This window comes from Acidihalobacter sp., from assembly GCF_037381185.1.
Lineage (GTDB): Bacteria > Pseudomonadota > Gammaproteobacteria > DSM-5130 > Acidihalobacteraceae > Acidihalobacter_A.
In genome coordinates this window covers 1-23,846 of the sequence record NZ_JARRQY010000060.1, presented here as the reverse complement: position 1 = coordinate 23,846, position 23,846 = coordinate 1, and the positions used below count along the sequence as shown (strand labels likewise).

Genomic DNA, 23,846 nt, shown 5'->3' with positions numbered 1-23,846 from the left:
GTTGGGGGTGAGTGCAACGAACCCCAACATGAGCTGCGCCGTCCGCGTTGGGGTGCGCTTCGCTTACCCCAACCTACGTTTCCGATTCGTAGTTCAGTGGCTTGGGTACGTTCTATTTTGTCTTGTCGATTCCCGTTTGGCTTTGCCTCGAGCGTGCGCCCCGGCGCGGGGCCGGGCGGCAGGACGCCGCCCGAGCAGGCTTTGTCAGGAGGGCAAGTGCCTGCGGTGCCCCGTGACGGGGTGTGCGCTCGAGGTTTGCCCGTAGGGACAAGGCCTTTCGGGTGCCTTTCTTTCGCCTCTTTCTTTGGGCATGCAAAGAAAGGTACTCGGGCGCGTCACCCACGTAAGATCAGTACTACCTCACGCTGATTCGCGCCCGAAAAGTACCCCAGACGCAAAATTAATGCGTAGGCTTTACGCATCACCAATCGCTCCAGACCTCGAATCGCGCACGAAACAAACCGCCAAACGGTCACAGGCGACGCACCAATTGCGAGGCTACTTGCCCCGCATGTACTGGTAAATAGAAGCGAAATCCTCGCGCCCCAAACCTTCCTGCCGCGCCGCGGCATACAGTTCCTTGGCCGCGTTGGTCAGATTCAGCGGCTGGCCGTGCTCGTAGGCGGTCAGCGCCGCCAGGTGCAGATCCTTGTGCATCAGCTCCAGCGGGAACTGCACGCTGTAGTCGCCGGCGCGGATCATCTCGGCCTTGGCTTTCAGGAAGGGCGCGGCGACCGGAAGCTTGGGCAGGGTGTCGAGCAGGAATTCGCGTGACAGGCCCATCTTCTCACCCAGCGCCAGGGTCTCTGCGAACACCAGCATGGATTGCGCGAGCAGGGCGTTGACCAGCATCTTCAGACTGGTGCCGCGCCCCGTTTCGCCGACGTGAATGAGCTTGCTACCCATGTGACCGATCAGTTCTTCGGCCTCCTTCACGTCTGCCGCATCGCCGCCCACGAAGAACGCCAGCTCGGCGTTTTCGGCCTGTGGTGCGCTGCCGGCAACGGGCGCGTCCAGAAAGCGTACGCCATGGGAGCGCGCGGCGGTTTCTTCTTGCTGGCTGAAAGACGGATTGACCGTGGAGCAGTCCACCCACAGGGCGCCCTGTTTCATCGCCGCGAGAAAGCCTTCGTCGCTCAGCGCGAGTTCGGTTACGACGTCCGGGTTCGAGAGCATGGTGAACACGACGTCCGCGCCGTCCACTGCATCGCGAGCCGAGGCGGCGATTTTCGCGCCGAGTTCGCCCAGCGCGCGGGCGGGCGCCTGCGAGCGGTTGTAGACGGTAAGCTCGACGCCATGCTGCAAGAGATTGGCTGCCATGCGGCTGCCCATGATGCCGAGGCCTATGAATGCAACGTTCATGGTGTCTCCTTCGCGATGCGGTTATGGTTTGCGCTGACACACGATCCGGGGTAGTCGCCGATGTGTTCATCGATTGTGGACCGACCCGTGCCTTATTTCAGCCAGTGGGAGTCGGCCGCCCTGGCGCCCGCGCTGATCGCCGGCGTCGCGCAGTTGACCGATGATCCCGACTGGCAGGCGTCCGGTGCGCGCAGTCTGAGCGAATACGCCACCTGGGCGGGCCATGTCTGCGGGATGGCCTGCCTGAAGATGATTCTCGCCGCGTGTGCCGGGCGTGTGGTGCCGACCCTGGAGCTGGCTCGCGGAGCCTGCCGCTATGGCGCCTACACGGTCGACGGAGAGGCGATCAAGGGGCTGATTTACGCGCCGTTCACGGCGTTCGTGGAGCGCGAGTTCGGCTTGCAGGCCGAGGTTGTTACCGGCATCGAGGCAGGCGATCTGCCTGCGTTGCTTGTACGGGCAGCGTTTTTCATGGCCTCGGTCCACAAGTCCATCCGGACGCCGCAACGCGTGCCGCAGGAAAGAGGGGGACATCTGGTGTTGGTCACGTTCGCCGGCATGCAGGGCGTTACCTTTCACAACCCGTCCGGGCACGGTGCCGCCTCGCGTGCAGACGTGCATCTGTCGCTGGAGACCTTCGCGGCGTTCTTCGCCGGTCGCGGGGTGGCGGTCCTGCCTTCGGCCTGATCCGGGCGGGTCAGACGGAAGATTGCCCCAGCAGGGCCTCGTAGAGTTCCAGTTGCGCTGCGGAGAAGCAGCAGAAAACCACTTCCTGCAGGTCAGTGAGCCGCTGCAAGGTGTCGCGCACCGTAGCCACGGCGATTTGTGCCGCGTCGGCGGGCGGATAGCCGTAAACACCAGTGCTGATATTCGGGAAGGCTATGCTGCCCAGGCCGTGGGCCGATGCCACTTCCAGCGAACGGCGATAGCAGGATGCCAGCTGTTCCGGCTCGCCGCGGGTGCCGCCGCGCCATACCGGCCCCACGGTGTGGATCACGAAACGCGCCGGCAGGCGAAAACCGGGCGTGAGCTTGGCCTCGCCGGTCACGCAGCCTCCCAACGGGCGGCAGGCTGCGAGCAGTTCGGGACCGGCCGCACGGTGGATAGCGCCATCCACTCCGCCGCCGCCCAGCAGGGAGTTGTTGGCGGCGTTGACGATGGCATCCACCGCTAGTGTGGTGATGTCGGCTTCGATGGCGCGAACCGTCGTGTTCGGCATGCTGACCTCCGTGCAGGGCCGGGTCAATAGACCGATCGGATGTGTGCCGTGATTGAACTTCGGGAGCGGCAGCCAGGTCAATGCCAGTATGAACAGGCCGACGAGCAGGGGAATCAAAGTCGGCTCGATGCGTTCGAGCACGAAGCCCGCGAGGAGCGCGGCGAGCAGGTTTCCGAGCGCGAAGAATCCGATCAGCCGGGGCGAAGCGTGTCGGTGAGTCATCCATGCTAGTCCGGTGTTGGAGCCTAGTCGAGCGACGCCGTGCACGGGAATCAGCGCCAGCGTCAGGACACCCGTGAGGCGATCATCAGCGAGCGGGCGAAACTGCTGGCGAGCAATAGCATGACATTGGTCAGGCTCAGGTCGGCTAACCATTGTTGCATGGGGATGGGCTGGTGTAGGATTGAATTTCGCGGTAAGTTTAATGCTTATCTCCAAATACTGAGTGACCAGCCATGCTGGCCGAGGGAGCAACGGCATGGCGGACGCGGGGCATTCGAGGTTTGCGGCGCCGTGTGTGGGTCGCTCCCCTTTTGCCAAGACAATCCCTGAATAACATAATAAAATCATTGGTCTTTGCTATAACTAACAGGGTGGCGCATTTAAGAACGAGTAACAATTTCAACTCTTGCAGGTCGTCGCACTATGCGGATGGCAACCCGTCCTCAGCAAGCTTATCCGTGGCTTCAGTTCGCGCTGCGGTTCGCGCTCATCTGGGGACCGCTGAGTCTGTTGCTCGCGGCCGTGGTCTGGGTATTGTTCAAAGTCCAGGTCGATGCAGCAGGGGCGTCGATTCGCAATAGCGAGCGGCACGTCCTGGCGCTCGCCTCCAATACGGTTTCGACGGAACTGAGCATATTGCGCGGCGATACGCTGTATCTGGCTTCCGTATCGTCGTTGCGTGCCTGGCTCGACAGCGGTTCGGCCGCGGCGCACGCGCATCTCAGCGCCGACTTCCTGGCGTTCGCACGGGATCGCGGAATCTACGATCAGGTGCGTTTCTTGAACGCGCAGGGACGCGAGGTCGTACGCGTCAACTGGAATCGCGGGAAGCCGGTCGAGGTGCCTTCAAAGGCCCTGCAGGCCAAGGCCGGCCGCTACTACGTGCGTGACACGCTGGCCCTGCCGGCGGGCCATGTCTATGTTTCGCCGTTCGATCTCAATGTTGAACACCATGCCGTTCAGCGTCCATTCAAGCCGATGATCCGCCTCGGTACGCCGGTATTCGGCCCCGACGGCCGGAAGCGTGGTCTGGTCGTGTTGAACTACATGGGGCAGCGTCTGCTCGACCAATTGCGGGTTATCCATGGTCCCAACGGCGAGGATGTCTGGTTGCTCAACGGGAGAGGGGACTGGCTGCTGGGCCCGCAGCCGAAACTGGAATGGGGATTCATGTTCCCGGGTCGGCACAATGCCCGTTTCTCCAGTGACCATCCTGCAGCCTGGCGACATATCGATTCGGGGCCTGCGCAGGGCCAATTCGTGCTCGATGGCGATCTGTATACCTACTCCAGGTTGCCGCTCTCTAAAATATTCGGCACCGATGTGGGAACACGCCATTGGGTGCTGGTTTCCAGGGTGTCTCATGCGGCGTTAGCGGCGGATGTGGCGGCTTACGCACGTGGGCTCGGCACGGTGTTTGGCGTTGCCGTGCTCCTGCTGGCGGTGGCTGCTGCGTTGATCGCCTACTACGGTACGCGCCGTCGGCAGAGCGAGCTGGCCGTGCGCGCCAGCGAGAGCCTCTTTCGCGGGCTGCTCGACGCGGCCCCTGACGCTTTCGTGATCGTCGATGCGAGTGGGTGCATCACGATGGTCAACGAGCAGACCGAACGCTGGTTTGGTTATGACCGCGACGAATTGATCGGGCAGTCGGTGGAAATGCTGGTTCCGGAGCGTTACCGAGAACCTCATGTCGGGTATCGAGCCGGGTATCTGACCGAGCCGAAGCTGCGCTCGATGGGGGCGGGGCTCGATCTTTACGCCTTGCGCAAGGATGCCAGCGAATTCCCGGTGGAGATCAGTCTGAGCCCGTTGCGCACGGGCAAGGAAAACCTAGTGATCGGTATCGTGCGCGATATCGCCGCGCGCAAGCGCATCGAGGAAATGCGCCGCGTCGCCGAGACGCAATACCGCGAGCTGGTCGAGAGCCTGCCCATCGGTATCTATCGCAACTCCCTGAGCGGCAACGGTCATTTCCTCGATGTGAACCCGGCCATGGTGGATATGTTCGAGGCCAAGAGTGCGAACGAGTTGCGCGAGTATCGCGTAAAGGACCTGTGCTGCGACGTCGAGGCGGCTTCGGCGTTAGCGGACAACTTGGTGAAAGAGGGCAGTGTCAGGGGCCATGAGCTGCGCGTGCGTACGCTGCGGGGGCGGGAGTTCGATGTCTCGATTTCGGCTGTGCTGAAGAAAGATCCGTCCGGCAGGACCTATCTCGATGGTATCGCCGAGGACATCACTGCCCGCAAGCAAAGTGAAGCGCATATCCACAGCCTCAATCAGGCCTTGCGCGATCGGGCGACGGAACTCGAGGCGGTCAATACAGAACTCGAATCGTTCAGCTATTCCGTTTCGCACGATTTGCGCGCACCGCTGCGCTCGATGGATGGTTTCAGCCGCATTCTGCTCGACGAATATGCCGAGCGCCTAGACGACAAGGGCCGCGACCGCTTGGGCAGGATCCGCGCCGCGACCCAGCGCATGGGGGTGTTGATCGACGATCTCCTCAAGCTGTCGCGGGTCAGCCGGGTCGAACTGCACCGCGAAGCGGTCGACGTCAGCACGATGGCGCGGGACGTGGTGCAGGAGCTGCGCAAGGATGAGCCTGACCGTGACGTCGAATTCTCGGCACAGGAAGGACTGATGGAGGCTGCCGATGCGCGTCTGCTGCGCGTCGTGCTGGACAACCTGCTGGGCAACGCCTGGAAGTACACGGGAAAAACCGAAGGTGCCGGAGTGGAGTTCGGCGCGTATACCGAGGACGGCGTTCAGGTCTTCTACGTGCGTGACAACGGTGCGGGCTTCGACATGACGTATGCCGGTAAGTTGTTCAGCGCCTTTCAGCGTTTACATGATGCCGGTGAATTCCCCGGCACGGGCATCGGCCTTGCGACGGTGCAGCGAATCATCCGCAAGCATGGCGGACGCGTCTGGGCGGAGGGCGAGGTCGGCCGCGGCGCAAGCTTCTACTTCACCTTGCAAAGAGCGGAGGCGACATGAACAAGGGCGTGATTCTGTTGGTCGAAGACAACCCCGACGACGAAGAACTGACTCTGCATGCGCTGGAGCAGAACCGCATAGGCAACGAGGTCGTCGTCGCGCATGACGGCGTGCAGGCCCTGGATTACCTGTTCTGTACGGGGGCGTGGGCCGACCGCAAGCCCTGCGATCCTCCGGCACTGGTGCTGCTCGACCTGAATCTGCCGAAGCTCGACGGGCTGGAAGTGCTGCAGCGTGTCCGTGCGGATGAGCGCACCCATCTGTTGCCCGTGGTGATTCTGACCTCGTCCAACGAGGACGAAGACCGGCTGCGAGGCTATACCCTGGGAGCGAACAGCTACGTGCGCAAGCCGGTGGATTTCGACGAGTTCGTGCGTGCCGCAGGGCAGGTGGGCATGTACTGGCTGCTGCTCAATCAGCCCGCGCCTGATTGAAGGGGGGCAATCATGGACAATTCGAACTATACGAGTACGCCCAAATTGTTGCGGGCGGTGCTCGTGGAAGATGTCGAGGACGACGCACTGCTGCTGGTCGATCATCTCGAGAAGAGCGGTTTTCGGCTCGATTGGCAGCGGGTCGATACGGAGCCGGCGCTGAGGAGCGCGCTGCGTCAAGCGTGGGATATCGTGTTTTCAGACTACTCCATGCCGCAGTTCAGCGGCGCGCAGGCGCTTGAGGTCGTGCGGGAAATCGATCCGGACATGCCCTTCATCTTCGTGTCCGGCACCATCGGCGAAGATGTCGCGGTGGAAGCCATGAAGGCCGGCGCGCAGGACTACGTTATGAAGGGCGCGCTGATGCGCCTGTCACCGGCCGTCGAGCGTGAGCTGATCGAAGTTGCCGCGCGGCGCGAGCGACGGCGGACCGAGGAGAGCCTGAAACAGCTTTCGCTGGTGGTCAAGCAGGCAGCCGACAGCGTCTTCATCACCGATCCCGACGGGCTCATCGAGTACGTCAATCCCGCATTTGAAATGCTGACCGGCTATGCGGAAAGCGAGGCTCTGGGGCAGAGTTCCTCCATCCTGCGTTCCGGGCGTCACGACGACGCTTTCTACCGCACCATGTGGGAGACGGTCACGCGTGGTGACGTCTATCGTGGCACCCTGGTCAACCGGCATAGGGATGGCGGAATATTCTATGAGGATAGGACCATTACGCCGCTGGTCGACGAGGCCGGCTGCATTTCGCATTTCGTCTCTACCGGTCGCGACGTCACCGCGCGCGTGCAGGCTGACGAGGAGCGCGACCGCGTGGTGGCGATTCTGGAGGCGACGCCCGACCTGGTCGCGATCATGAGGCCGGACGGGGCGCTGATCTATCTCAACGACTCCGGTCGGCGGCGTCTCGGTCTGGCGGAAGGCGAAGATGTCAGTTGCCGCTTCATTCAGGAATTCTTCCCCGAGGGCTTTACCGATAGTATGGCCGGGGAGGTCGGGGCCGAGGTCCACCGTACCGGCGTGTGGAGCGGTGAGAGCGTGGTACGGCTCGCGGGTGGGCAGGAAGTTCCGGTGTCCCAGGTCATACTGGCGCACACCGACGAGGACGGCGGAGTCGAATATCTGTCGACCATCATTCGCGACATATCGGAGCAGAAGCGTTTCGAGGCCAAGCTGCAGTATCGGGCCACCCATGATCGTCTGACTAATTTGCCCAATCGTTTTTTGCTCGCCGACCGGCTGGGTTCTGCGCTGGAACGCGTCTGGCGTTACGGGCGCTGCCTGGCGGTCTTGTTTCTCGATCTCGACAACTTCAAAAGGGTGAACGACAGCCTGGGACATCCCGCGGGCGACGGCGTGCTGCAGGCGGTCGCCCGGCGTCTGCAGGACTGCCTGCGTCCGACCGATACGGTCGCCCGCCACGGCGGCGACGAGTTCACCATATTGCTGGACGATCTCGCCACTCCGGATGATGTTTTGGTGGTGCTCCACAAGATGCATACCGCCTTCGAGCGGCCGGTGATCGGTGGCTCGCACGAAATCTACATTACCTTCAGTGCCGGTATCGCCGTCTATCCGCAAGATGGCAAGGACGCCGAGGATCTGCTGCGCAATGCGGACACGGCCATGTACCGGGCGAAGACCGCCGGTCCCAGCCAGTACAGTTTCTATGCCGTGGACATGAACGCGCGCAGCCACGAGCTGTTGAGCCTGGAGGCGGATCTGCGCCGTGCCCTGGAACGGGGGGAGTTTCGGCTCTACTATCAGCCGCAGGTCGAACTCGAGAAAGGGCGCATCGTCGGCATGGAGGCTCTGATCCGCTGGCAGCATCCCAGCCACGGGTTGATCTCTCCCGCCGATTTCGTGCCATTGCTGGAGAACACCGGTCTGATCGGGCCGGTCGGCGAGTGGGTGCTGCGCCAGGCCTGCGCCGACTTGCAGACCTGCCGTGAGTCGGGTTTCCCTGACCTGCGGGTGTCGGCCAACGTCTCCGCCGCGCAGTTCGACGATATGGAGTTGTTGCGGAAGGTGCGGGGTGCGCTCGAGGGGCAGGGCGTACCGCCGTCGGCGCTGGAGCTGGAGTTGACCGAGAACATCGTCATGCGGGATCCGCGAGCCGCTGCCGAAATTTTGCGGGCGCTGCGCAACCTCGGCGTGCGAATCGCCGTGGACGACTTCGGAACCGGCTATTCGTCGCTGAACTACCTGAAGACTTTCCCGCTGGACGTGCTCAAGATCGATCAGACCTTCATCGGCGATCTGATGGAGGATTCCAGCGATGCGGCGATCGTCGAGGCGAGCATCGTGTTCGCGCACAAGCTCGGGCTCGAGACCGTTGCGGAGGGGGTGGAGACTCGGGAGCAACTCGCCTTTCTGCGCAAGCACGGATGCCAGATGGTCCAGGGTTACTACCTGAGCCGGCCGATTCCCTTCGCCGAGTTTTTCGATTTGCTGCAGGAGGGCAGACGCTGGTGACTCGGGTATCAGTAATGGACCGCTAGCCAGATCGTTTCGGTGTCCGGAGCGGTCCATTCGACCCGGTGCCTGCAATGGGCGGGGATGTCGGCATAATCTCCCGGCCGCAGCGTGAGCGTGCTGCCGTCGTCGAAGCCCAGGCGGGCTTCGCCGGCCAGTAGGGCGACCCACTCCGGTCCGTCCTGATCGTACCAGTCGCCTACCGGCGTGCACTGGCCTGTGGAGACGATGCGTTCGATGAGCACTTCGCCCCGTCCGGCCAGGTGTTCGAAAGTTTCTTCGTATAGATCCCGCGGCAGCGCGGCAAACAGATTGCCTGTATTCATTTCCCGCGGTCTGTTCACGCTATTAGCGGCCGGCCCTACCGGTTGCGCCCGGTTGACCGCCACTCGGCGTTGCGCGTCGTTCATTTGGAATGCCCAAATCACTCTCCTAGTGCCTTGATTGGCGGTCAACCGGGCGCAACAGCGCACCGCGCAATAGTGTGAACAGGTCTTAGTCTTCCACAGAATGCATGAATGTCGCGCACAGCGCTTCCATGCCCGCGCAGTCGTCAGCGTCGAAGCGTGCCGGCAGGGGGCTGTCGACGTCCCAGACGCCGAGTAGCGTTGCGTCTGCGCGCAGCAGCGGCACGACAATCTCCGAACGCGAGGTCGCGTCGCAGGCAATGTGGTCCGCAAACGTGTGCACATCCTCGACCAACTGCGTCTCGCGGTACTGGGCAGCCATGCCGCATACGCCGCGGCCCAGCGGGATGCGCACACAGGCAGGTTTGCCCTGGAACGGCCCGACGACCAGTTCCGTGCCGTCGAACAGGTAGAAGCCGGCCCAGTTGACGTCGGGCAGCGCATCGAACACCAGCGCGGCGAAGTTGGACGCGTTGGCGATCAGGTCACTCTCATCGGCAAGCAGGGTGCGCACTTGCGCGCAGAGTTCCGCGTAGAGCGAGGGTTTGTCGCGGTTGGAGATGGGGGGTGGGGGAAACATGCTGAATGAAGTCCTGTTGTAGCCTGGGGGCGATCATCGGGGGCGTATCAGTATGCACTCGATGCCGCAGTCCGGCATCCGGTTTTGGCGAGTTCTGTGCGCTGCCGATTGGTCGGGGATAGCAGTGATTTTCTGTCGATATCTTGCGCCCCAAAAATGCGCGCAGTTATAAATACGCCCCATTCGTGGGCGGGCATATCGCTGCGGATGCGCATAAACTAGCTTGGTTTGCCGTTTCCCGGTCGTTATACGGGAATTCGGGGGCGAGGGGTTATGGCACTTTTGTTGCATTTTAGGGCTGGGCTTTTACGGCGGTCAGCAGTGCCATCAATGGCGCTCGATAGTGTTCAACATAATAAGAGTCACGTAACTGCCGATGACAATATGTAGCTTTATTAAGGGGATTTTTTTACAGGAGCGGATCTCAGGTAACGGGATCGACACGAAGGGCCCAACGAGGAAAATCCAATGATGTATAGCAAGGGGCGCGGTTTCGCGCTTGGGATGGGTGTTGCCGCAGCAGTGCTGGCGGCGGGAGTTTCGCAGGCCGCGTTTGCGGCCAATGTGCATTACGGTGATTGCAAGGTGACCGGCAAGTGGGCATCTCACCCCATCAAGCCGGCGATCCCCGGGCAGCTGACCGTCGAGGTCAACCTGCCGGCGCCGGGCTGGTGGAACGGCAATTCGCCGGACACCATCAAGAGCGGCTACGAGTACTGCATGGCCGCCAACATCGCCTATCGGGCGGGCCTGCCGAAGCTCAAGGTCAAGAACGTGGGCTGGGACGGCCTGGTCGCAGGCCAGACCAAGAACTTCGACCTGGCGCTGTCGGAGATTTCGATCACGCCGAAGCGGGCCAAGGTGGTGGACTTCTCGGTGCCGTATTTCTCGTCCACCATGGGCGTGCTGGTGCGCAAGGGTGAGCACGTTACCCCGGAGAACATTCGTGACAAGGTGATCGGCGTGCAGGGTGGTTCGACCGGCGCCTCCTTCGTGCAGAATAAGCTCAAGCCTACCAAGCAGGTGCGGGTGTTCGGCGGCGAAGCGGCCCAGTTCACGTCGTTGGCCGCGCATCAGGTCGATGTGGCCGTGAACGACACCTCCATCGTGCTTGCGCAGCAGGGCAAGAGTCACGGCATGCTCAAGGTCGTTGGCCAGTACAACACCGGTGAAACTTACGGTGCGTTGTATCCCAAGGGCTCCAAGAACGAAAAGGCGCTGAACGCGATCATCGAATCGCTGATCAAGGATGGCACCCTGAAGGCGCTGGCGGACAAGTACCTGGCTGCAGCCTGGGGCGCGTCTCCGACCAGCGTTCCGACGTGGACGCTGAAATAAGCTGAAGGCGGATGCCGGGCACGGCGCGGGTATTCGCGTTGTGTCCGGTGCTTCCCGCCGGATTGCACCAGATGGCAACGGTGTAGGGAACGATTGTCGCTCTGCGGGGTCTGTCCACCGCAGGGCCGGCAGCGTATCGTTCCCGGCTCGTTCGTGTGCACAAACAGGATTTACCGAATGGCTAGCCTTTTCGAGAGCGAATCCGCATCGGAACACCCGACGCAGCGCAGCTCTATACCCAAGGATCGCCGCCGGCTGGCGCTGGGTGCCGTTGCCGGCTCGGCACTCGTGATTCTAGCTACCTGGTGGGTGGCCTTTTTCATTCGCGGCGTACTGCTCAAGGTCGGTCTCGCCAATGCCTTGACCGTAACGGCCGTGTTCGCCGTAGCCGTCGCTTCGCTGGCACTGTTTCTACCCGCCCTGCGCGGCTTGCGGCATGCCCAACAGGGAGCTGCGCACTTGCGGCGCGGCGACGTCGTCGGCGCTCGGGTGGCGGGCTCGCAGGCGCGCGAGCAGTCCTGGATATCCCTGGGCTATGCCGGCGCGCTGGTGATCGTGCTGCTGATCGCGCTGTTCGTGCTGGTCAACAACGAGGCGGTGGGGCGGACGTTCTTCGATCTGTCGCTGATCGGCAGTTCGTTCCTGATGGTACTCAAGGCCTTCTGGCTCAACGTGGTGATTTTCTGCACCGCTGAGGCGATCGTGCTGGTCTGGGCGCTGGTGGTCGCGGTGGCGCGGTTCGCGCCGGGCTCGGCCGGCCGGCCCATCCGCCTGCTCTCCATCGCCTACATCGATGGTTTCCGCGGCCTGCCGGCCATCATCACTCTTTACCTGGTCGGTTTCGGTCTGCCGTTGACCGGTCTGGGAGCGCTGAGCAACCTGCCTCTGACCTGGCTGGCGATCATCTCGCTGTCGCTGACCTACGGCGCCTACAATGCAGAGGTCTACCGCGCCGGCATCGACAGCATCCACCCGAGTCAGATCTCGGCGGCGCGCTCGCTGGGGCTGTCGTACATCAAGACGCTACGTTTCGTGGTCGTGCCACAGGCAGTGCGGCGCATGATCCCGCCGCTGCTCAACAACTTCATCAGCCTGCAGAAGGACACCGCGCTGGTCAGCGTGATCGGTGCCATCGATGCTTTCAACCAGGCCAAGATCATCGCCAGTAACGAATTCAACCTGTCCGCGGTCACTACCGTGGCGTTCCTGTTCGTGCTGATTACGATTCCCCAGGCCCGCGCCGTCGACCGTTTGATCGAGCGCGACAAGCGCCGCACGGGCTAGGAGCAAGCTATGTCTTTTCTCGAAATGAACGACGTCGTCAAGCACTACGGCGACGCCCAGATTCTGAGCGGCATCCAGCTCAGCGTCGAGGAGCACCAGGTGGTATGTCTGATCGGCCCGTCGGGTTGCGGCAAGTCCACGCTGCTGCGTTGCCTCAACGGCCTGGAGAGCATCACCAGCGGCGAGATCCGACTCAACGGCGACCGTATTTCCGGCCCAGGCGTGGATCTCAACGCGCTGCGGCGCGACATCGGCATCGTATTCCAGAGCTTCAATCTGTTCCCGCACATGACCGTGTTGGAGAACGTCACGCTCGCGCCGATCCAGGTGCTCGGCATACCGCGCGCCCAGGCCGAGGAGCGTGCCATGACGCTGCTCAAACGCATCGGCCTGGAGGCGAAGGCCGGCGCCTATCCGGACCGGCTTTCCGGTGGCCAGCAGCAGCGCGTTGCCATCGTTCGCGCGTTGGTCATGGACCCTATGGTGCTGCTGCTTGACGAAATCACCTCTGCGCTCGATCCCGAACTGGTCTCTGAGGTGCTCAACATCGTGCGCGATCTGGCCGAGCAGGGGATGACCATGTTGCTCGCCACGCATGAGATGAGTTTCGCCCGCGAGGTCTCCAGCAAGGTGTGTTTCCTGCAGCAAGGTGTGGTCTACGAGGAAGGACCGCCGGAGCAGATTTTCGGCGATCCAAAGCAGGACAGGACGAAGGCGTTTCTGAAGCGGATCATCGAGGCTGGGCGGCTTTGATCGCGGCTTGGTTGCGGGGTGAAGGTACGCGAAGCTGAGCCGGGTATTCCGAAATCGCCGCCGCATGTCAGTCGGCGGCGATTTCGGGCTCCACCTCGCTTCGATAAGGGTATCGAGATGCCCAGCGTCAGGCTGGTGTCGCCGCTAAGGCGTCGATGGCGTTGCGGAGGAACGGCGAGCCGCATGCGACGTCCAACGGCATAGCCGGCGACCATCAGACCGGTCTGCGGGAGGGTGGCGGACGGATGGATCCACGGCTACGCCCGAGCGCAGTCCCATGATCGCGAATCCGGTCGTGCCGATGCCACAAGAGGCGATGGCGAGGGCGGGCAACGCAGGCTTGGGGCCGGAGTGTGCTGCCGGGTAATGAGTGCGGTATCGATTTTTGCGCTATAGTACAGGCAAAAAATACACCGACTCGGGGGAAGTCGGCGCAACTTGTCGCAAGACGCGACAGGAGGAGCTGGTACACGGGTTATGGCTGGCCCGTGGAAAAATTCGGTTACGCCAGTGCCGCTGCCGGCTTATGGTCCCGCTCAGGACTTCCTTGTCCGTAAAGCGGCGGGCTAGGCTTGCAGGCCGTTTCCTATGCCGCAGCGGGTAACTGGCTGGTTGGTGCAGCGGCGCCGTGCTTTGTTTCGCGTCGCTGCCGTCAACCTACGATGCATACTTTAGCCCCTAATCCTCCATGAGGAAAATGAATTATTTGACTACTATCTAGTCGAATTTGGAATGGTTTATTTTCCGAGCCTGACCATCCGTATCGTGGCTGCGAACGCGGGCATTTCCGCAGCCTGGCTCTTAATGGTATTTCCTTCTTTTCGTGCCGTCTGGTGGGCTCTAACGGCTATGTAATGTCCCGTGTTGCGATGGAATCATCAGCGTGAGTCGCCGAAGATGGGGGTGCTTCATGGTTGACAGTATCCACTAATTTCGCGAGAATCGGTTGACATCGTCAACTTGTATGCCATGAATACTTCGCATCCCGGAGACGCCCTGCATCGGTTGCTGCACGCCTACAAACGGGCGATGCGCGAAGCCTATCTGCGCGCAGGCATCGACTTGCCGATAACGCATGTGCGCGTTCTGAAGAGCGTCGGATACCTTCCGGCCTGCACGGCGCAGGCGCTGGCCAAGCGGATGCAGCGTGACAAATCGCAGATTACGCGTGTCGTCAAGGAGCTGCGTGCCCTTGATCTCGTTCGGTCGCAGATCGATCCCGAGGACGGGCGCAACCGGATTCTGACGCCGACAGATGCCGGCAAGAGAATGCTGGCGTGCGTTGTCGAGGCGGAGCGCGAGGCGGGCGATCGTATGGTGGCCGGTTTGCCGCCGGATGCCGTCGCCGAGTTCGTACGTCTTGCCGGGATCATGGCAACCAACCTGGATTCGTCAAAGGACTGCTCATGAGTAGACCCGCCTCCTATCGTTTCACCGTATTGCGCAAGCTCGCCGTCACTCCGCACATGTTGCGCGTGACCTTGGGCGGGGAAGGCATGACGCGGTTCCCTGCCGATCAGGCCAGCGCCTATGTCAAGCTGCTGTTGCATCCAGGCCAGGGCGGCGATCGCCCGTTGCTGCGGACTTATACCGTACGCGCGCAGCGCGCGGATTCCATCGACATCGATTTCGTTGTGCACGGCGACGAGGGCGGTCCAGCGTCGCGCTGGGCCATGCAGGCCCAGGCGGGCGACGTGATCGAGATTTCCGGTCCCGGGCCGAAGAAGCTTGCAGACCCGACGGCGGACTGGCTTCTGTTGGTTGGCGACATGACCGCTTTGCCGGCCATCAGCGTCAATCTCGAGCAACTGCCGGACACGGCGCGTGGCCGCGCCGTCATCGAAGTGCCGGACGTCGCCGACGTCCAACCGCTGCAGGCACCGCCGGAGTTCGCCGTCCAGTGGGTGATAAATCCCTCGCCGGGCACCACCGACGCAGCGCTGCGCGACGAGGTCGCGGCCCTGGAGTGGCCGCCAGGGCCGGTGTCGGTCTGGGCGGCCTGCGAGTTCTCCAGCATGCGCGCCCTGCGCCGGCATTTTCGCGAGGAGCGCGGGCTCGACCGCAAGCAGCTCTACATCTCCAGCTATTGGAAACTGGGCAGCGACGAAACTTCGCACAAGGCGATCAAGCGCGAGGACGCCGAGCGGGATACGGCCTGAGGTCGTCGTTACGCGTGAGCGATCTCAGCAGTTGAACGGGCCCTTCCCGACCCACGGCTCGCGCGCGAACCTCATCGTCGGGAAAGGCCGCTCCCTGCCGTCGACCACGATGGACGGGCTGATGAGTTCGGAGCCCGCCGGTACCGGCTTGGACAGATGTGTTTCGAGCTGGTACACGCCGTTACGGGTTGAGTCCGGTCAGGACCGGAGGCAGCAGCGCAGCGCATCTTTGAGTTGCATGAACTCCCTCCCACGGGAAATCATGCGCTTTGCCGCCGTGAGCGCAATGCGATGCCGCCAAGCAATTCAAAATAGTTAAAAACTATCAATCTTATGAGAAACAAAAACTAGCTAAATCGAACTTCGGGGCCCAGACTCTAGATGAGTTCCAGCGACAGGACATGCGACTCGCCCGACCGCAGCGGATGGAGGAATTCGAAGATCCGCTAAGCGTTCACGTTGCAACGCCGCCTTCCTGTCCACGCCGGAACAGTCTGAAGAACACTGCCACGAGGAATCCGGAGGAAGAGATGGATACGAAAACCGAAACGAATGCGGGCAAATGCCCGTTCATGCACGGCAGCGCCGAAGCCAGGTCGAATCGTGACTGGTGGCCCAATCAGCTGAACCTAAAACTGCTGCAGCAGAATGGCCCCCAGTCCAATCCCATGGGCGAGGCGTTCGACTATGCCGAGGAGTTCAAGCAGCTCGATCTCGCGGCTGTCAAGAAAGACCTGTATGCGCTGATGACCGACTCGCAGGACTGGTGGCCGGCCGACTTCGGTCATTACGGACCGCTGTTCATCCGCATGGCCTGGCACAGCGCTGGCACTTACCGCACCGGCGACGGCCGCGGCGGAGCGGGCACCGGCCAGCAGCGTTTCGCGCCGCTCAACAGCTGGCCCGACAACGTGAATCTGGACAAGGCGCGCCGGCTCCTCTGGCCGATCAAGCAAAAATACGGCAACAGGATTTCCTGGGCTGATCTCATGATCCTGGCCGGCAACTGCGCGCTGGAGTCCATGGGCTTCAAGACCTTCGGTTTCGCCGGCGGGCGGGCGGACGTCTACGAGCCCGAGGAGGACACCTACTGGGGTGCCGAGGACGAGTGGCTCGCCGACAAGCGCTACAGCGGCGACCGCGATCTGGAGAATCCGTTGGCCGCCGTGCAGATGGGGCTGATCTATGTGAACCCGGAAGGCCCCAACGGTAACCCGGACCCCATCGCCGCGGCCAGGGACATCCGCGAGACCTTCGCGCGCATGGCGATGAACGATTACGAGACCGTCGCGCTGATCGCGGGCGGGCACACTTTCGGCAAGACGCATGGTGCGGGCGACGCCTCGCTGGTCGGTCCTGAGCCGGAAGCTGCGCCGATCGAGGCCCAGGGGCTGGGCTGGAAGAGCAGCTTCGGCACGGGCCACGGCGACGACACTATCGGCGGCGGTCCGGAAGTTACCTGGACCACGACGCCGACGCAGTGGAGCAACAACTTCTTCGAGAACCTGTTCGGCTACGAGTGGGAGCTGACCAAGAGCCCGGCCGGCGCGCAGCAATGGGTGGCGAAGGATGCGCCGGAGTCGGTGCCGTATGCGCACGATTCTTCCAAGCGCCGCCGTCCGACCATGCTGACCACCGATCTTTCGCTGCGCTTCGATCCGGCCTACGAGAAGATTTCGCGGCGCTTCTACGAGCACCCGGATGAGTTCGCGGACGCCTTCGCCCGCGCCTGGTTCAAGCTGACGCACCGCGACATGGGGCCGCGCGCACGCTATCTAGGCCCGGAAGTGCCGACCGAGGAGCTGGTCTGGCAGGACCCGGTGCCGGAGGTCGATCACGAGCTGATCGACGCAGGCGACATCGCCGTCCTCAAGGCCAAGCTGCTCGCCTCGGGCCTGAGCATTTCCGAGTTGGTTTCGACCGCCTGGGCCTCGGCATCCACTTTTCGCGGCTCCGACATGCGCGGCGGGGCGAACGGAGCACGCATCCGTCTCGCGCCGCAGAAGGACTGGGAGGTCAACCAGCCGGCGCAGCTGGCGAAGGTGCTGGAAACCCTGGAGGCTATTCAGCGCGAGTTCAATGCCGCGCAAATCGGCGGCAAGAAGGTCTCGCTGGCCGACCTGATCGTGCTGGGCGGTGATGCGGCTATCGAACAGGCCGCGAAGAACGCCGGACATGCCGTGGAAGTGCCCTTCGCACCGGGACGTACCGACGCCACGCAGGAGCAGACCGACGAGGAAGCCTTCGGCGTGCTCGAGCCCATCGCGGATGGTTTCCGTAACTATCAGAAGGCGAAGTACAGCGTATCGACCGAGGAGCTGCTGATCGACAAGGCACAGCTCCTGACGCTGACCGCGCCGGAGATGACGGTGCTGGTCGGCGGCATGCGCGCCCTTAATGCCAACGTCGGCCAGTCCGGACACGGCGTCTTCACCGCGCGCCCCGGCACGCTGACCAACGACTTCTTCGTCAACCTGCTCGACATGAGCACAGAGTGGAAGGCGGCGTCCGCGGACGAGGACGTGTTCGAGGGGCGCGACCGGGCGACGGGCGACGTCAAATGGACCGCTACCCGCGCGGATCTCGTGTTCGGCTCGAACTCGCAGTTGCGCGCGATTGCGGAGGTGTATGGGCAGGGTGATGCGCAGGAGAAGTTCGTTCAGGACTTCGTGAAAGCCTGCAGAGAAGTTCTTATGCGGGCCTCAAAGCAAAATCCGCAGACACTGTCCGGCGTGGTAAAGGGAGAAGCCGAATTCGTAGGCCGAGCTTCTGAGCCGTCTGCCGCGCACGGGCTTGGCGGAGCGTACCGGCAGCGGCAGCAAGGCATCGTCTCCGTGGACGATGTAATGGGCGAATCCCTTGCCGACGACGGTACCCGTCGTGATGCCGCGTCCGTTATAGCCGGACACCGCCAGGATGCCGGGAGCCGGTTCGAACAGACGCAGCGTGTGGTCGGGGGTGAACGCGATCGTTCCCGTCCAGGTGCACTCCCAGTCCACTTGTCCCAACTGCGGGAAATAATGGCGCTGGATGCGAGTAGCCCAGCTGCGGAGATAGGCGAGCGGCTTGCCGTCGCCCCGGCCCAGACTGCCGAGAATCAGACGGCCGGCCGCATCCCGCCGCAGGCTGCTCAACACCGTGCGGGTGTCCCACGCCCCCTGCCGCTGCGGCAGGATGTCGCCGGCCCGGTCCTCGGGCATCGGCGGCGAGGCTACCTGGAAGAAGCATCCGCGGAAATAGTGGCGCCGGACTTCGTTCCACTGATCCTCGGTGTAGGCATTGGTTGCCAGTACGACTTTCGAGGCCGAAACCCGCCCCTGCGCGGTGGTCAGGCGCCAACCGTCTTCGCTGCGCGAAAGACCGAGCACGGGCGCGTCGATGCGAATGTCCGCGCCGGCGGCCGCGGCGGCTCTGGCCAGTCCCCGTGTGTAGGCGGCCGGATTGACCGTTCCGGCCCTGCGGTCGAGCAGGGCACCGCCGATGCGCTGCGTGCCGAGCACGTCCCGGCATGCCTTGCCGCTCAGCAGCTCCACCGGAGCGCCGCGGCGCTGCAACTGTTCGAATCGCCGGGCGAGTTCAGCCTCGCCTTTTCTGTTATGCCCTAGATGTAGGGTTCCACTACGGGTGTCCTGGCAGTCGATCCCGTAACGGTCGACGAGTGCGAAGACTTCGGCGGGCCCATTGTCCAGAATCGAATTGGCCCGTTCGCCGTTCTGTGCTCCCAGTACGTCGGCGATGTCCTCGGGCGGAATCCACATGCCCGCGTTCACCAGGCCGACGTTGCGGCCCGAGCCGCCGCTGGGAATCCCGCCGGCCTCCAGCACGATCACCGACGTTCCGAATTCCGTCAGGTGCAGCGCCGTGCTGAGCCCCGTGATGCCGCCGCCGATGATGGCGACGTCGGCGCTGCAGTCGCCGTTCAGGGGCCGGGCCGTGAACGGCGGCTCCGGTGAGGTGTTCGTCCAGAGGCAGGTCGATTCCATCTCGGGTTGCCGGTTAGGAACTCATTCGAACTTGATGCCCTGGGCCAGAGGCAGCTCGCGCGAATAGTTCACGGTGTTGGTCTGGCGGCGCATGTAGCCCTTCCATACGTCCGAACCGGATTCGCGGCCGCCGCCCGTGTCCTTCTCGCCACCGAACGCGCCGCCGATCTCGGCGCCGCTGGGGCCGATGTTGACGTTGGCGATGCCGCAGTCGCTGCCCCGGTCGGAGACGAAAGCCTCGGCCTCGCGCACGTCGGTGGTGAACACGCAGGACGACAAGCCCTGCGGCACGGCGTTGTTCAGGGCCAGCGCCTCGTCGAACTCGCGGTAGCTCATCACGTAGAGGATGGGAGCGAAGGTCTCTTCGCGGACCAGGTCGTCCTGTCCGTCGGTCTCGACGATGGCGGGTGACACGTAGTACCCGCCGGGATAGCGATCCTCCAACTGGCGTTCGCCGCCGAACACCCCGAATCCCTGTTGGCGGGCCCGTTCCAGGGCGGACTGCATCCGCTCGAATGCAGGGCCGTCGATCAGCGGGCCGACGAGGTTGCCTGCCATGGGATCGCCGATGCTGATGTCGGCGTACGCCTTCTTCAGGCGTTCCAGAACTTCCTCGCGAACGGATTCGTGCACGATCAGGCGCCGCAGGGAGGTGCAGCGCTGCCCCGCGGTGCCCACCGCGGAAAAGAGTATGGCCCTGACGGCCATGTCCAGATCGGCGCTGGGTGCCAGGATCATGGCGTTGTTGCCGCCCAGTTCCAGAATGCTGCGACCGAAGCGCGCGGCTACTCGCGGGCCGATCTCGCGGCCCATGCGTGTGCTGCCGGTGGCGCTGATCAGGGGCACCCGCGGATCGTCGACCAGCCGCTCTCCGCACTCGCGTTCGCCCAGGATCACCTGACTCAGGTTCTCGGGCGCGTCGCTGCCGAACTCCTCGATGGCGCGGTCGAGCAGCGCCTGGCAGGCGAGTGCGCTCAGCGGCGTCTTCTCGGACGGCTTCCACAGCAGGCTGTCGCCGCAGACCAGCGCCAGCGCGGCGTTCCAGGCCCAGGGCGCCACCGGGAAGTTGAAGGCGGTGATCAGTCCCACGGGGCCCAGCGGATGCCAGCTCTCGCGCATGTGGTGGCCGGGGCGCTCCGAAGCGATGGTCAGGCCGTACAACTGGCGGGATTGACCGACTGCTAGATCGCAGATGTCGATCATCTCCTGCACTTCGCCCATGCCTTCCGCATGGATCTTGCCGCATTCCAGCGTGACCAGCGCTCCGAGGTCTTCCTTGTGCCGGCGGAGCTGCTCGCCGAACAGACGAACCAGTTCTCCCCGGCGGGGCGCCGGCACGTCCCGCCAGGCCTTGAACGCTTCGCAGGCGCGGTCGATGCGTTCACCGACTGTCTCTGCGGTATCCAACCGGATGCGGCCGATTTCCGAGCCGTCAGTAGGCGTGGTGACCGGATAGTCACCGCCCCGATATACCGTTTCGGCCACGCCGAGACGCTTCATGATTTCGTCGATCATTCCTAGCTCCTGCCGACAGCGCTATACGATATTCACAGCGCCGGATTATCGATCCAGCGGTTGACTCGCCTCAAACGAGGTTTTATACCGAGGTCATTCCATTTTTTCCTGCTGCAGGGGGCAGGACATGACACGCCGTCATTTGCCCACGCTTGTCGCCATGCGCTGTTTCGAGGCCGCTGCGCGCCATCTGAGCTTCACTCGCGCTGCGGAGGAGTTGAGTCTGACGCAAAGCGCCGTCAGCAAACAGGTCGCGCAGCTCGAGGCGACCGTCGATCATCAGCTTTTCCTGCGTCTCCGTCAGCGCCTGCAGATTACGCCGGAGGGCGCCCTGTATCTTTCCGAGGTGCGCAAGATACTGGCCCAGGTGGAAACCTCCACACGCCACCTGCAGTCCTACGGCGGACAAAGCGAGGTGCTCAACGTGACCACGCTGCCGACCTTCGGGGCGCGCTGGCTGGTCCCGAGACTGAACGGCTTTCGCTTCCGCCACCCCAACCTGTATCTGAACATCAGCAACCGGGTGGACCCTTTCGACCTCGAGGAGGAGCGCGTCGACGTCGCCTTCTTCTTCGGGCACGGGGCCTGGCCGAAAGCCCAATGCATCAAGCTGCTGGACGAGGAGGTGGTGGCAGTGTGTTCGCCCGCGGCCATTCCGGAGGGCGGCATCGAGGATCCCCTGGAACTGACCCAGCTGGTGTTGCTGCAGAATGCGGCGCGTCCCGAGGCCTGGCACGACTGGTTCGAGGTCCAGGGGCATTACACGCGGCACAGCTACCACGGCCCGCGTTTCGACAGCTTCAGCATGAGCCTGAGCGCCGCGCGCGCTGGCTGCGGCGTCGCGCTCGTACCGCGTTTCCTCGCGGAGGAGGAACTGCGTGCCGGCCAACTGGTGATCCCCTGGGCGTTCTCGCTGAAGAGCCGGGATGCCTATTACCTGGCCTATGCCGAACACAAGTCTGAGCTGGGCAAGGTCAAGGGATTCGTCGATTGGGTGGTCGAGCACCTGGACGGACCTGACGATTCCGACACGGTCGATGTTTCCAATCCGGTTCAGGCACGGCTGGAAGGAGCCGCTTCCTGCGCGCGGATCGAACGGGCGTGAACGTTCTTCATTACGCTTTGGAATGCCACTCCCGCGATTTTTCGTTTGCAGCCGCTCTGGTGTTCTGCTCTTATCGCCGCGCAGGAGGAGCCGTAACGATGAGAGCCAATCCATGACCGCAGCATCCTATGTTTCGCCCGACCGAATCCGCGACCGTTTCTCGGCGGCCATGTCGGACATGTACCGCACTGAGGTCCCGCAGTACGGCAGCTTGCTCGCGCTGGTCGATCAGGTGAACCGCGAGACTCTGGACCGAGACCCCGCCCTGGCCGAACGGCTTGTGCAGCGAGGGGAACTGGAGCGTCTGAACATCGAGCGCCACGGCGCGATCCGGGTCGGCACGGCCGAAGAACTGGCCATGCTGCGTCGTCTGTTCGCCGTCATGGGGATGCAGCCGGTTGGCTACTACGATCTTTCCGGAGCCGGCGTGCCGGTGCACTCCACCGCGTTCCGCCCAGTCGAGGACGCCGCGCTGGCCCGCAACCCCTTCCGTATCTTCACCTCGCTGCTGCGTCTCGAACTGATCGAGGATCCGACCTTGCGCGAGCGTGCCGCCGCCATTCTCGCTCGGCGCGACATATTCACGCCCGGGGTGCGGGAACTGATCGAACTGTATGAGCAACAGGGCGGCCTCACCGCCGAACAGGCCGCGCGCTTCGTCGACGAGGCCCTGGAAACCTTCCGCTGGCACCGGCATGCCACGGTGGATCTGCCGACCTATCAGGCGCTGCATGATGTACACCGGCTGATTGCGGACGTGGTGTGCTTCAAGGGGCCTCACATCAATCACCTGACGCCCAGAACGCTCGACATAGACGAGGTTCAGCGCCGCATGCCCGAATCCGGCATTACGCCCAAGGCCGTGATCGAAGGGCCGCCACGGCGCCGTTGCCCGATACTGCTGCGCCAGACCAGCTTCAAGGCCCTGGAGGAGCCCATCCTCTTTGACGGCGACCGGCCCGGCACCCATACCGCGCGTTTCGGCGAGATCGAGCAGCGCGGTATCGCCCTTACCGCGAGAGGCCGGGCGCTTTACGACCGCCTGCTGACCGAGTCCCGCAAGCAAACCGCCGGCCTGGAAAACCGCGAACATCAACGCGTTCTGGAAGAGGTGTTCGCCGAGTTCCCCGACGACGAGACCGAACTCCGTCGGCAGGGACTCGCCTTTTTCGAATACGAACTCACCGGGGCTGGCGCGGCGACTGACATTGCCGAAGGCGGAGACATGGAACGGCTGATCGGGCAGGGCCTCGTGCGGGCCGCGCCCATCACCTACGAGGACTTTCTGCCGGTCAGCGCCGCGGGGATTTTCCAGTCGAATCTGGGCGGCGCGGAAACCTCGGCCTACGAGGGAAATTCGAGCCGGGATGAATTCGAGGCGGCGTTGGGAGTTCCGGCTATCGACGAACTGTCGCTCTATGCCGGGCGGGAGGCTGCGTCGCGGCGCGGGGTGTCGGGCGCGGGCGATTGATCATGAGGCCCCGTTTCCCTGGCGCCAGCGTATAGCGCCTATCGTCGGCCGCGGCCGCGCGCGCCGCGTATCGGCCAGACTTCCAGGATGCCGGCGCTGACGATCATCGCGCCGCCGGCCAGCTCGACGGCGCCCAGCCGTTCGCCGGCGAAAATGGCGGCCGAACTCGCGCCGACCAGCACCTCGGCCATCAGCAGGATGCCAACGCGCGCCGGTTCGAGCCGGGCGGTGGCCCACATCAGGAGGGTCATCGACAGCCCCCACCAGATGCCGCCGACGACGAGGATCCAGCCGAACATCGGCCCCAGCGCCGCGATCGGGATGCTTGGGACGGGGGCCAGGATCGGCGCCAGCACTGCCGCTCCCGCGCAGGCCCCCAGCGCGAAGACGAAGGCCGACTCGCCCGGCCGCGTATCGGTCCGCAACCTGATGCCTGTCGAGGCTATCGCCCAGAACACGCCGGAGGCGAGCCCCAGCCAGTCACCCAGATCGTGCGGAACCGGCGATTGGCCGCCCGCGCCCAGGACGAGTCCGAGACC

The 23,846-nt window shown here is 63.4% G+C and carries 17 protein-coding genes and 1 pseudogene; 12 read left to right on the top strand and 6 right to left on the bottom strand.

Features of this window, described 5'->3' with window-relative positions; all coding sequences use genetic code 11:
* Nucleotides 1-498: 498 nt before the first annotated feature.
* On the bottom strand, nucleotides 499-1,362 hold the full coding sequence (locus P8014_RS17270) for an NAD(P)-dependent oxidoreductase (RefSeq protein WP_337818568.1): 864 nt from the start codon (nucleotides 1,360-1,362) through the stop codon (nucleotides 499-501).
* 87 nt (nucleotides 1,363-1,449) lie between these two features.
* On the opposite strand from P8014_RS17270, the gene P8014_RS17265 reads away from it, so the two are divergent.
* Nucleotides 1,450-2,049: a hypothetical protein gene (locus tag P8014_RS17265; protein ID WP_337818567.1), complete on the top strand. Its 600-nt coding sequence runs from the start codon at nucleotides 1,450-1,452 to the stop codon at nucleotides 2,047-2,049.
* A 10-nt stretch (nucleotides 2,050-2,059) separates the two neighbouring features.
* On the opposite strand, the gene P8014_RS17260 is transcribed toward P8014_RS17265, so the two are convergent.
* Entirely contained in the window at nucleotides 2,060-2,581 is a 522-nt protein-coding gene (locus P8014_RS17260; RefSeq protein ID WP_337818569.1) for an O-acetyl-ADP-ribose deacetylase, read from the bottom strand.
* Nucleotides 2,582-3,232: 651 nt separating this feature from the next.
* On the opposite strand from P8014_RS17260, the gene P8014_RS17255 reads away from it, so the two are divergent.
* Genes P8014_RS17255 through P8014_RS17245 form a run of 3 tightly spaced genes read left to right on the top strand, consistent with a single transcriptional unit; the run spans nucleotide 3,233 to nucleotide 8,712 of the window.
* A complete protein-coding gene (locus P8014_RS17255) occupies nucleotides 3,233-5,800 on the top strand; it encodes a PAS domain S-box protein (protein ID WP_337818566.1) in 2,568 nt (855 codons plus the stop codon).
* Nucleotides 5,797-6,234, top strand: a complete 438-nt coding sequence (locus P8014_RS17250; RefSeq protein ID WP_337818565.1) for a response regulator — start codon at nucleotides 5,797-5,799, stop codon at nucleotides 6,232-6,234. Before P8014_RS17255 ends, P8014_RS17250 begins: the two co-directional genes overlap by 4 nt.
* 12 nt (nucleotides 6,235-6,246) lie before the next feature.
* A complete protein-coding gene (locus tag P8014_RS17245; RefSeq protein ID WP_337818564.1) occupies nucleotides 6,247-8,712 on the top strand; it encodes an EAL domain-containing protein in 2,466 nt (821 codons plus the stop codon).
* A gap of 8 nt (nucleotides 8,713-8,720) precedes the next feature.
* Here P8014_RS17245 and P8014_RS17240 read toward each other — a convergent pair whose 3' ends face one another.
* Nucleotides 8,721-9,038: a cupin domain-containing protein gene (locus P8014_RS17240; RefSeq protein ID WP_337818563.1), complete on the bottom strand. Its 318-nt coding sequence runs from the start codon at nucleotides 9,036-9,038 to the stop codon at nucleotides 8,721-8,723.
* 169 nt (nucleotides 9,039-9,207) lie between these two features.
* Nucleotides 9,208-9,699, bottom strand: a complete 492-nt coding sequence (locus P8014_RS17235; RefSeq protein ID WP_337818562.1) for a GAF domain-containing protein — start codon at nucleotides 9,697-9,699, stop codon at nucleotides 9,208-9,210.
* Between the two features lie 468 nt (nucleotides 9,700-10,167).
* Between P8014_RS17235 and P8014_RS17230 the strand changes: the two genes are divergently transcribed.
* From P8014_RS17230 to katG, 6 genes and pseudogenes are all read left to right on the top strand, one after another.
* Nucleotides 10,168-11,037, top strand: coding sequence for an ABC transporter substrate-binding protein (locus tag P8014_RS17230; RefSeq protein ID WP_337818561.1), 870 nt, complete (start codon nucleotides 10,168-10,170; stop codon nucleotides 11,035-11,037).
* A gap of 177 nt (nucleotides 11,038-11,214) precedes the next feature.
* A complete protein-coding gene (locus P8014_RS17225) occupies nucleotides 11,215-12,321 on the top strand; it encodes an amino acid ABC transporter permease (RefSeq protein WP_337818560.1) in 1,107 nt (368 codons plus the stop codon).
* Nucleotides 12,322-12,330: 9 nt separating this feature from the next.
* Nucleotides 12,331-13,074 carry an amino acid ABC transporter ATP-binding protein gene (locus P8014_RS17220; RefSeq protein ID WP_337818559.1) on the top strand — a complete coding sequence of 248 codons (744 nt, stop codon included), beginning with the start codon at nucleotides 12,331-12,333 and terminating at the stop codon, nucleotides 13,072-13,074.
* Between the two features lie 1,005 nt (nucleotides 13,075-14,079).
* Nucleotides 14,080-14,484: a MarR family winged helix-turn-helix transcriptional regulator gene (locus P8014_RS17215; RefSeq protein WP_337818558.1), complete on the top strand. Its 405-nt coding sequence runs from the start codon at nucleotides 14,080-14,082 to the stop codon at nucleotides 14,482-14,484.
* Entirely contained in the window at nucleotides 14,481-15,233 is a 753-nt protein-coding gene (locus tag P8014_RS17210) for a siderophore-interacting protein (protein ID WP_337818557.1), read from the top strand. Before P8014_RS17215 ends, P8014_RS17210 begins: the two co-directional genes overlap by 4 nt.
* A 530-nt stretch (nucleotides 15,234-15,763) precedes the next feature.
* Nucleotides 15,764-17,941, top strand: a pseudogene (gene katG, locus P8014_RS17205) (catalase/peroxidase HPI); the annotation flags it as partial.
* A 1,296-nt stretch (nucleotides 17,942-19,237) separates the two neighbouring features.
* On the opposite strand, the gene P8014_RS17200 reads toward katG, so the two are convergent.
* The gene (locus P8014_RS17200; RefSeq protein ID WP_337818556.1) at nucleotides 19,238-20,731 is read right to left on the bottom strand and encodes an aldehyde dehydrogenase family protein; all 1,494 of its coding nucleotides are present in this window, start codon (nucleotides 20,729-20,731) and stop codon (nucleotides 19,238-19,240) included.
* 127 nt (nucleotides 20,732-20,858) lie between these two features.
* Here P8014_RS17200 and gcvA point away from each other — a divergent pair, with 127 nt between their 5' ends.
* Together gcvA and P8014_RS17190 are read left to right on the top strand one after the other, a co-directional pair.
* The gene (gene gcvA / locus P8014_RS17195) at nucleotides 20,859-21,836 is read left to right on the top strand and encodes a transcriptional regulator GcvA (RefSeq protein ID WP_337818555.1); all 978 of its coding nucleotides are present in this window, start codon (nucleotides 20,859-20,861) and stop codon (nucleotides 21,834-21,836) included.
* A 112-nt stretch (nucleotides 21,837-21,948) separates the two neighbouring features.
* Nucleotides 21,949-23,307 carry a VOC family protein gene (locus P8014_RS17190; protein WP_337818554.1) on the top strand — a complete coding sequence of 453 codons (1,359 nt, stop codon included), beginning with the start codon at nucleotides 21,949-21,951 and terminating at the stop codon, nucleotides 23,305-23,307.
* A 38-nt stretch (nucleotides 23,308-23,345) separates the two neighbouring features.
* On the opposite strand, the gene P8014_RS17185 is transcribed toward P8014_RS17190, so the two are convergent.
* A partial coding sequence (locus P8014_RS17185) for a DMT family transporter (RefSeq protein WP_337818553.1) occupies nucleotides 23,346-23,846 on the bottom strand: 501 nt, incomplete at its 5' end.

Excerpts from the sequence above, each read along its gene's own strand:
- P8014_RS17250 (WP_337818565.1), top strand. The coding sequence starts at position 5,797 with ATGAACAAGGGCGTGATTCTGTTGGTCGAAGACAACCCCGACGACGAA.
- gcvA (WP_337818555.1), top strand. The coding sequence starts at position 20,859 with ATGACACGCCGTCATTTGCCCACGCTTGTCGCCATGCGCTGTTTCGAG.
- P8014_RS17240 (WP_337818563.1), bottom strand. The coding sequence starts at position 9,038 with ATGAATACAGGCAATCTGTTTGCCGCGCTGCCGCGGGATCTATACGAA.
- P8014_RS17200 (WP_337818556.1), bottom strand. The coding sequence starts at position 20,731 with ATGATCGACGAAATCATGAAGCGTCTCGGCGTGGCCGAAACGGTATAT.
- P8014_RS17210 (WP_337818557.1), top strand. The coding sequence starts at position 14,481 with ATGAGTAGACCCGCCTCCTATCGTTTCACCGTATTGCGCAAGCTCGCC.
- P8014_RS17230 (WP_337818561.1), top strand. The coding sequence starts at position 10,168 with ATGATGTATAGCAAGGGGCGCGGTTTCGCGCTTGGGATGGGTGTTGCC.
- P8014_RS17235 (WP_337818562.1), bottom strand. The coding sequence starts at position 9,699 with ATGTTTCCCCCACCCCCCATCTCCAACCGCGACAAACCCTCGCTCTAC.
- P8014_RS17260 (WP_337818569.1), bottom strand. The coding sequence starts at position 2,581 with ATGCCGAACACGACGGTTCGCGCCATCGAAGCCGACATCACCACACTA.
- P8014_RS17225 (WP_337818560.1), top strand. The coding sequence starts at position 11,215 with ATGGCTAGCCTTTTCGAGAGCGAATCCGCATCGGAACACCCGACGCAG.
- P8014_RS17220 (WP_337818559.1), top strand. The coding sequence starts at position 12,331 with ATGTCTTTTCTCGAAATGAACGACGTCGTCAAGCACTACGGCGACGCC.
- P8014_RS17270 (WP_337818568.1), bottom strand. The coding sequence starts at position 1,362 with ATGAACGTTGCATTCATAGGCCTCGGCATCATGGGCAGCCGCATGGCA.
- P8014_RS17255 (WP_337818566.1), top strand. The coding sequence starts at position 3,233 with ATGGCAACCCGTCCTCAGCAAGCTTATCCGTGGCTTCAGTTCGCGCTG.
- P8014_RS17245 (WP_337818564.1), top strand. The coding sequence starts at position 6,247 with ATGGACAATTCGAACTATACGAGTACGCCCAAATTGTTGCGGGCGGTG.
- P8014_RS17190 (WP_337818554.1), top strand. The coding sequence starts at position 21,949 with ATGACCGCAGCATCCTATGTTTCGCCCGACCGAATCCGCGACCGTTTC.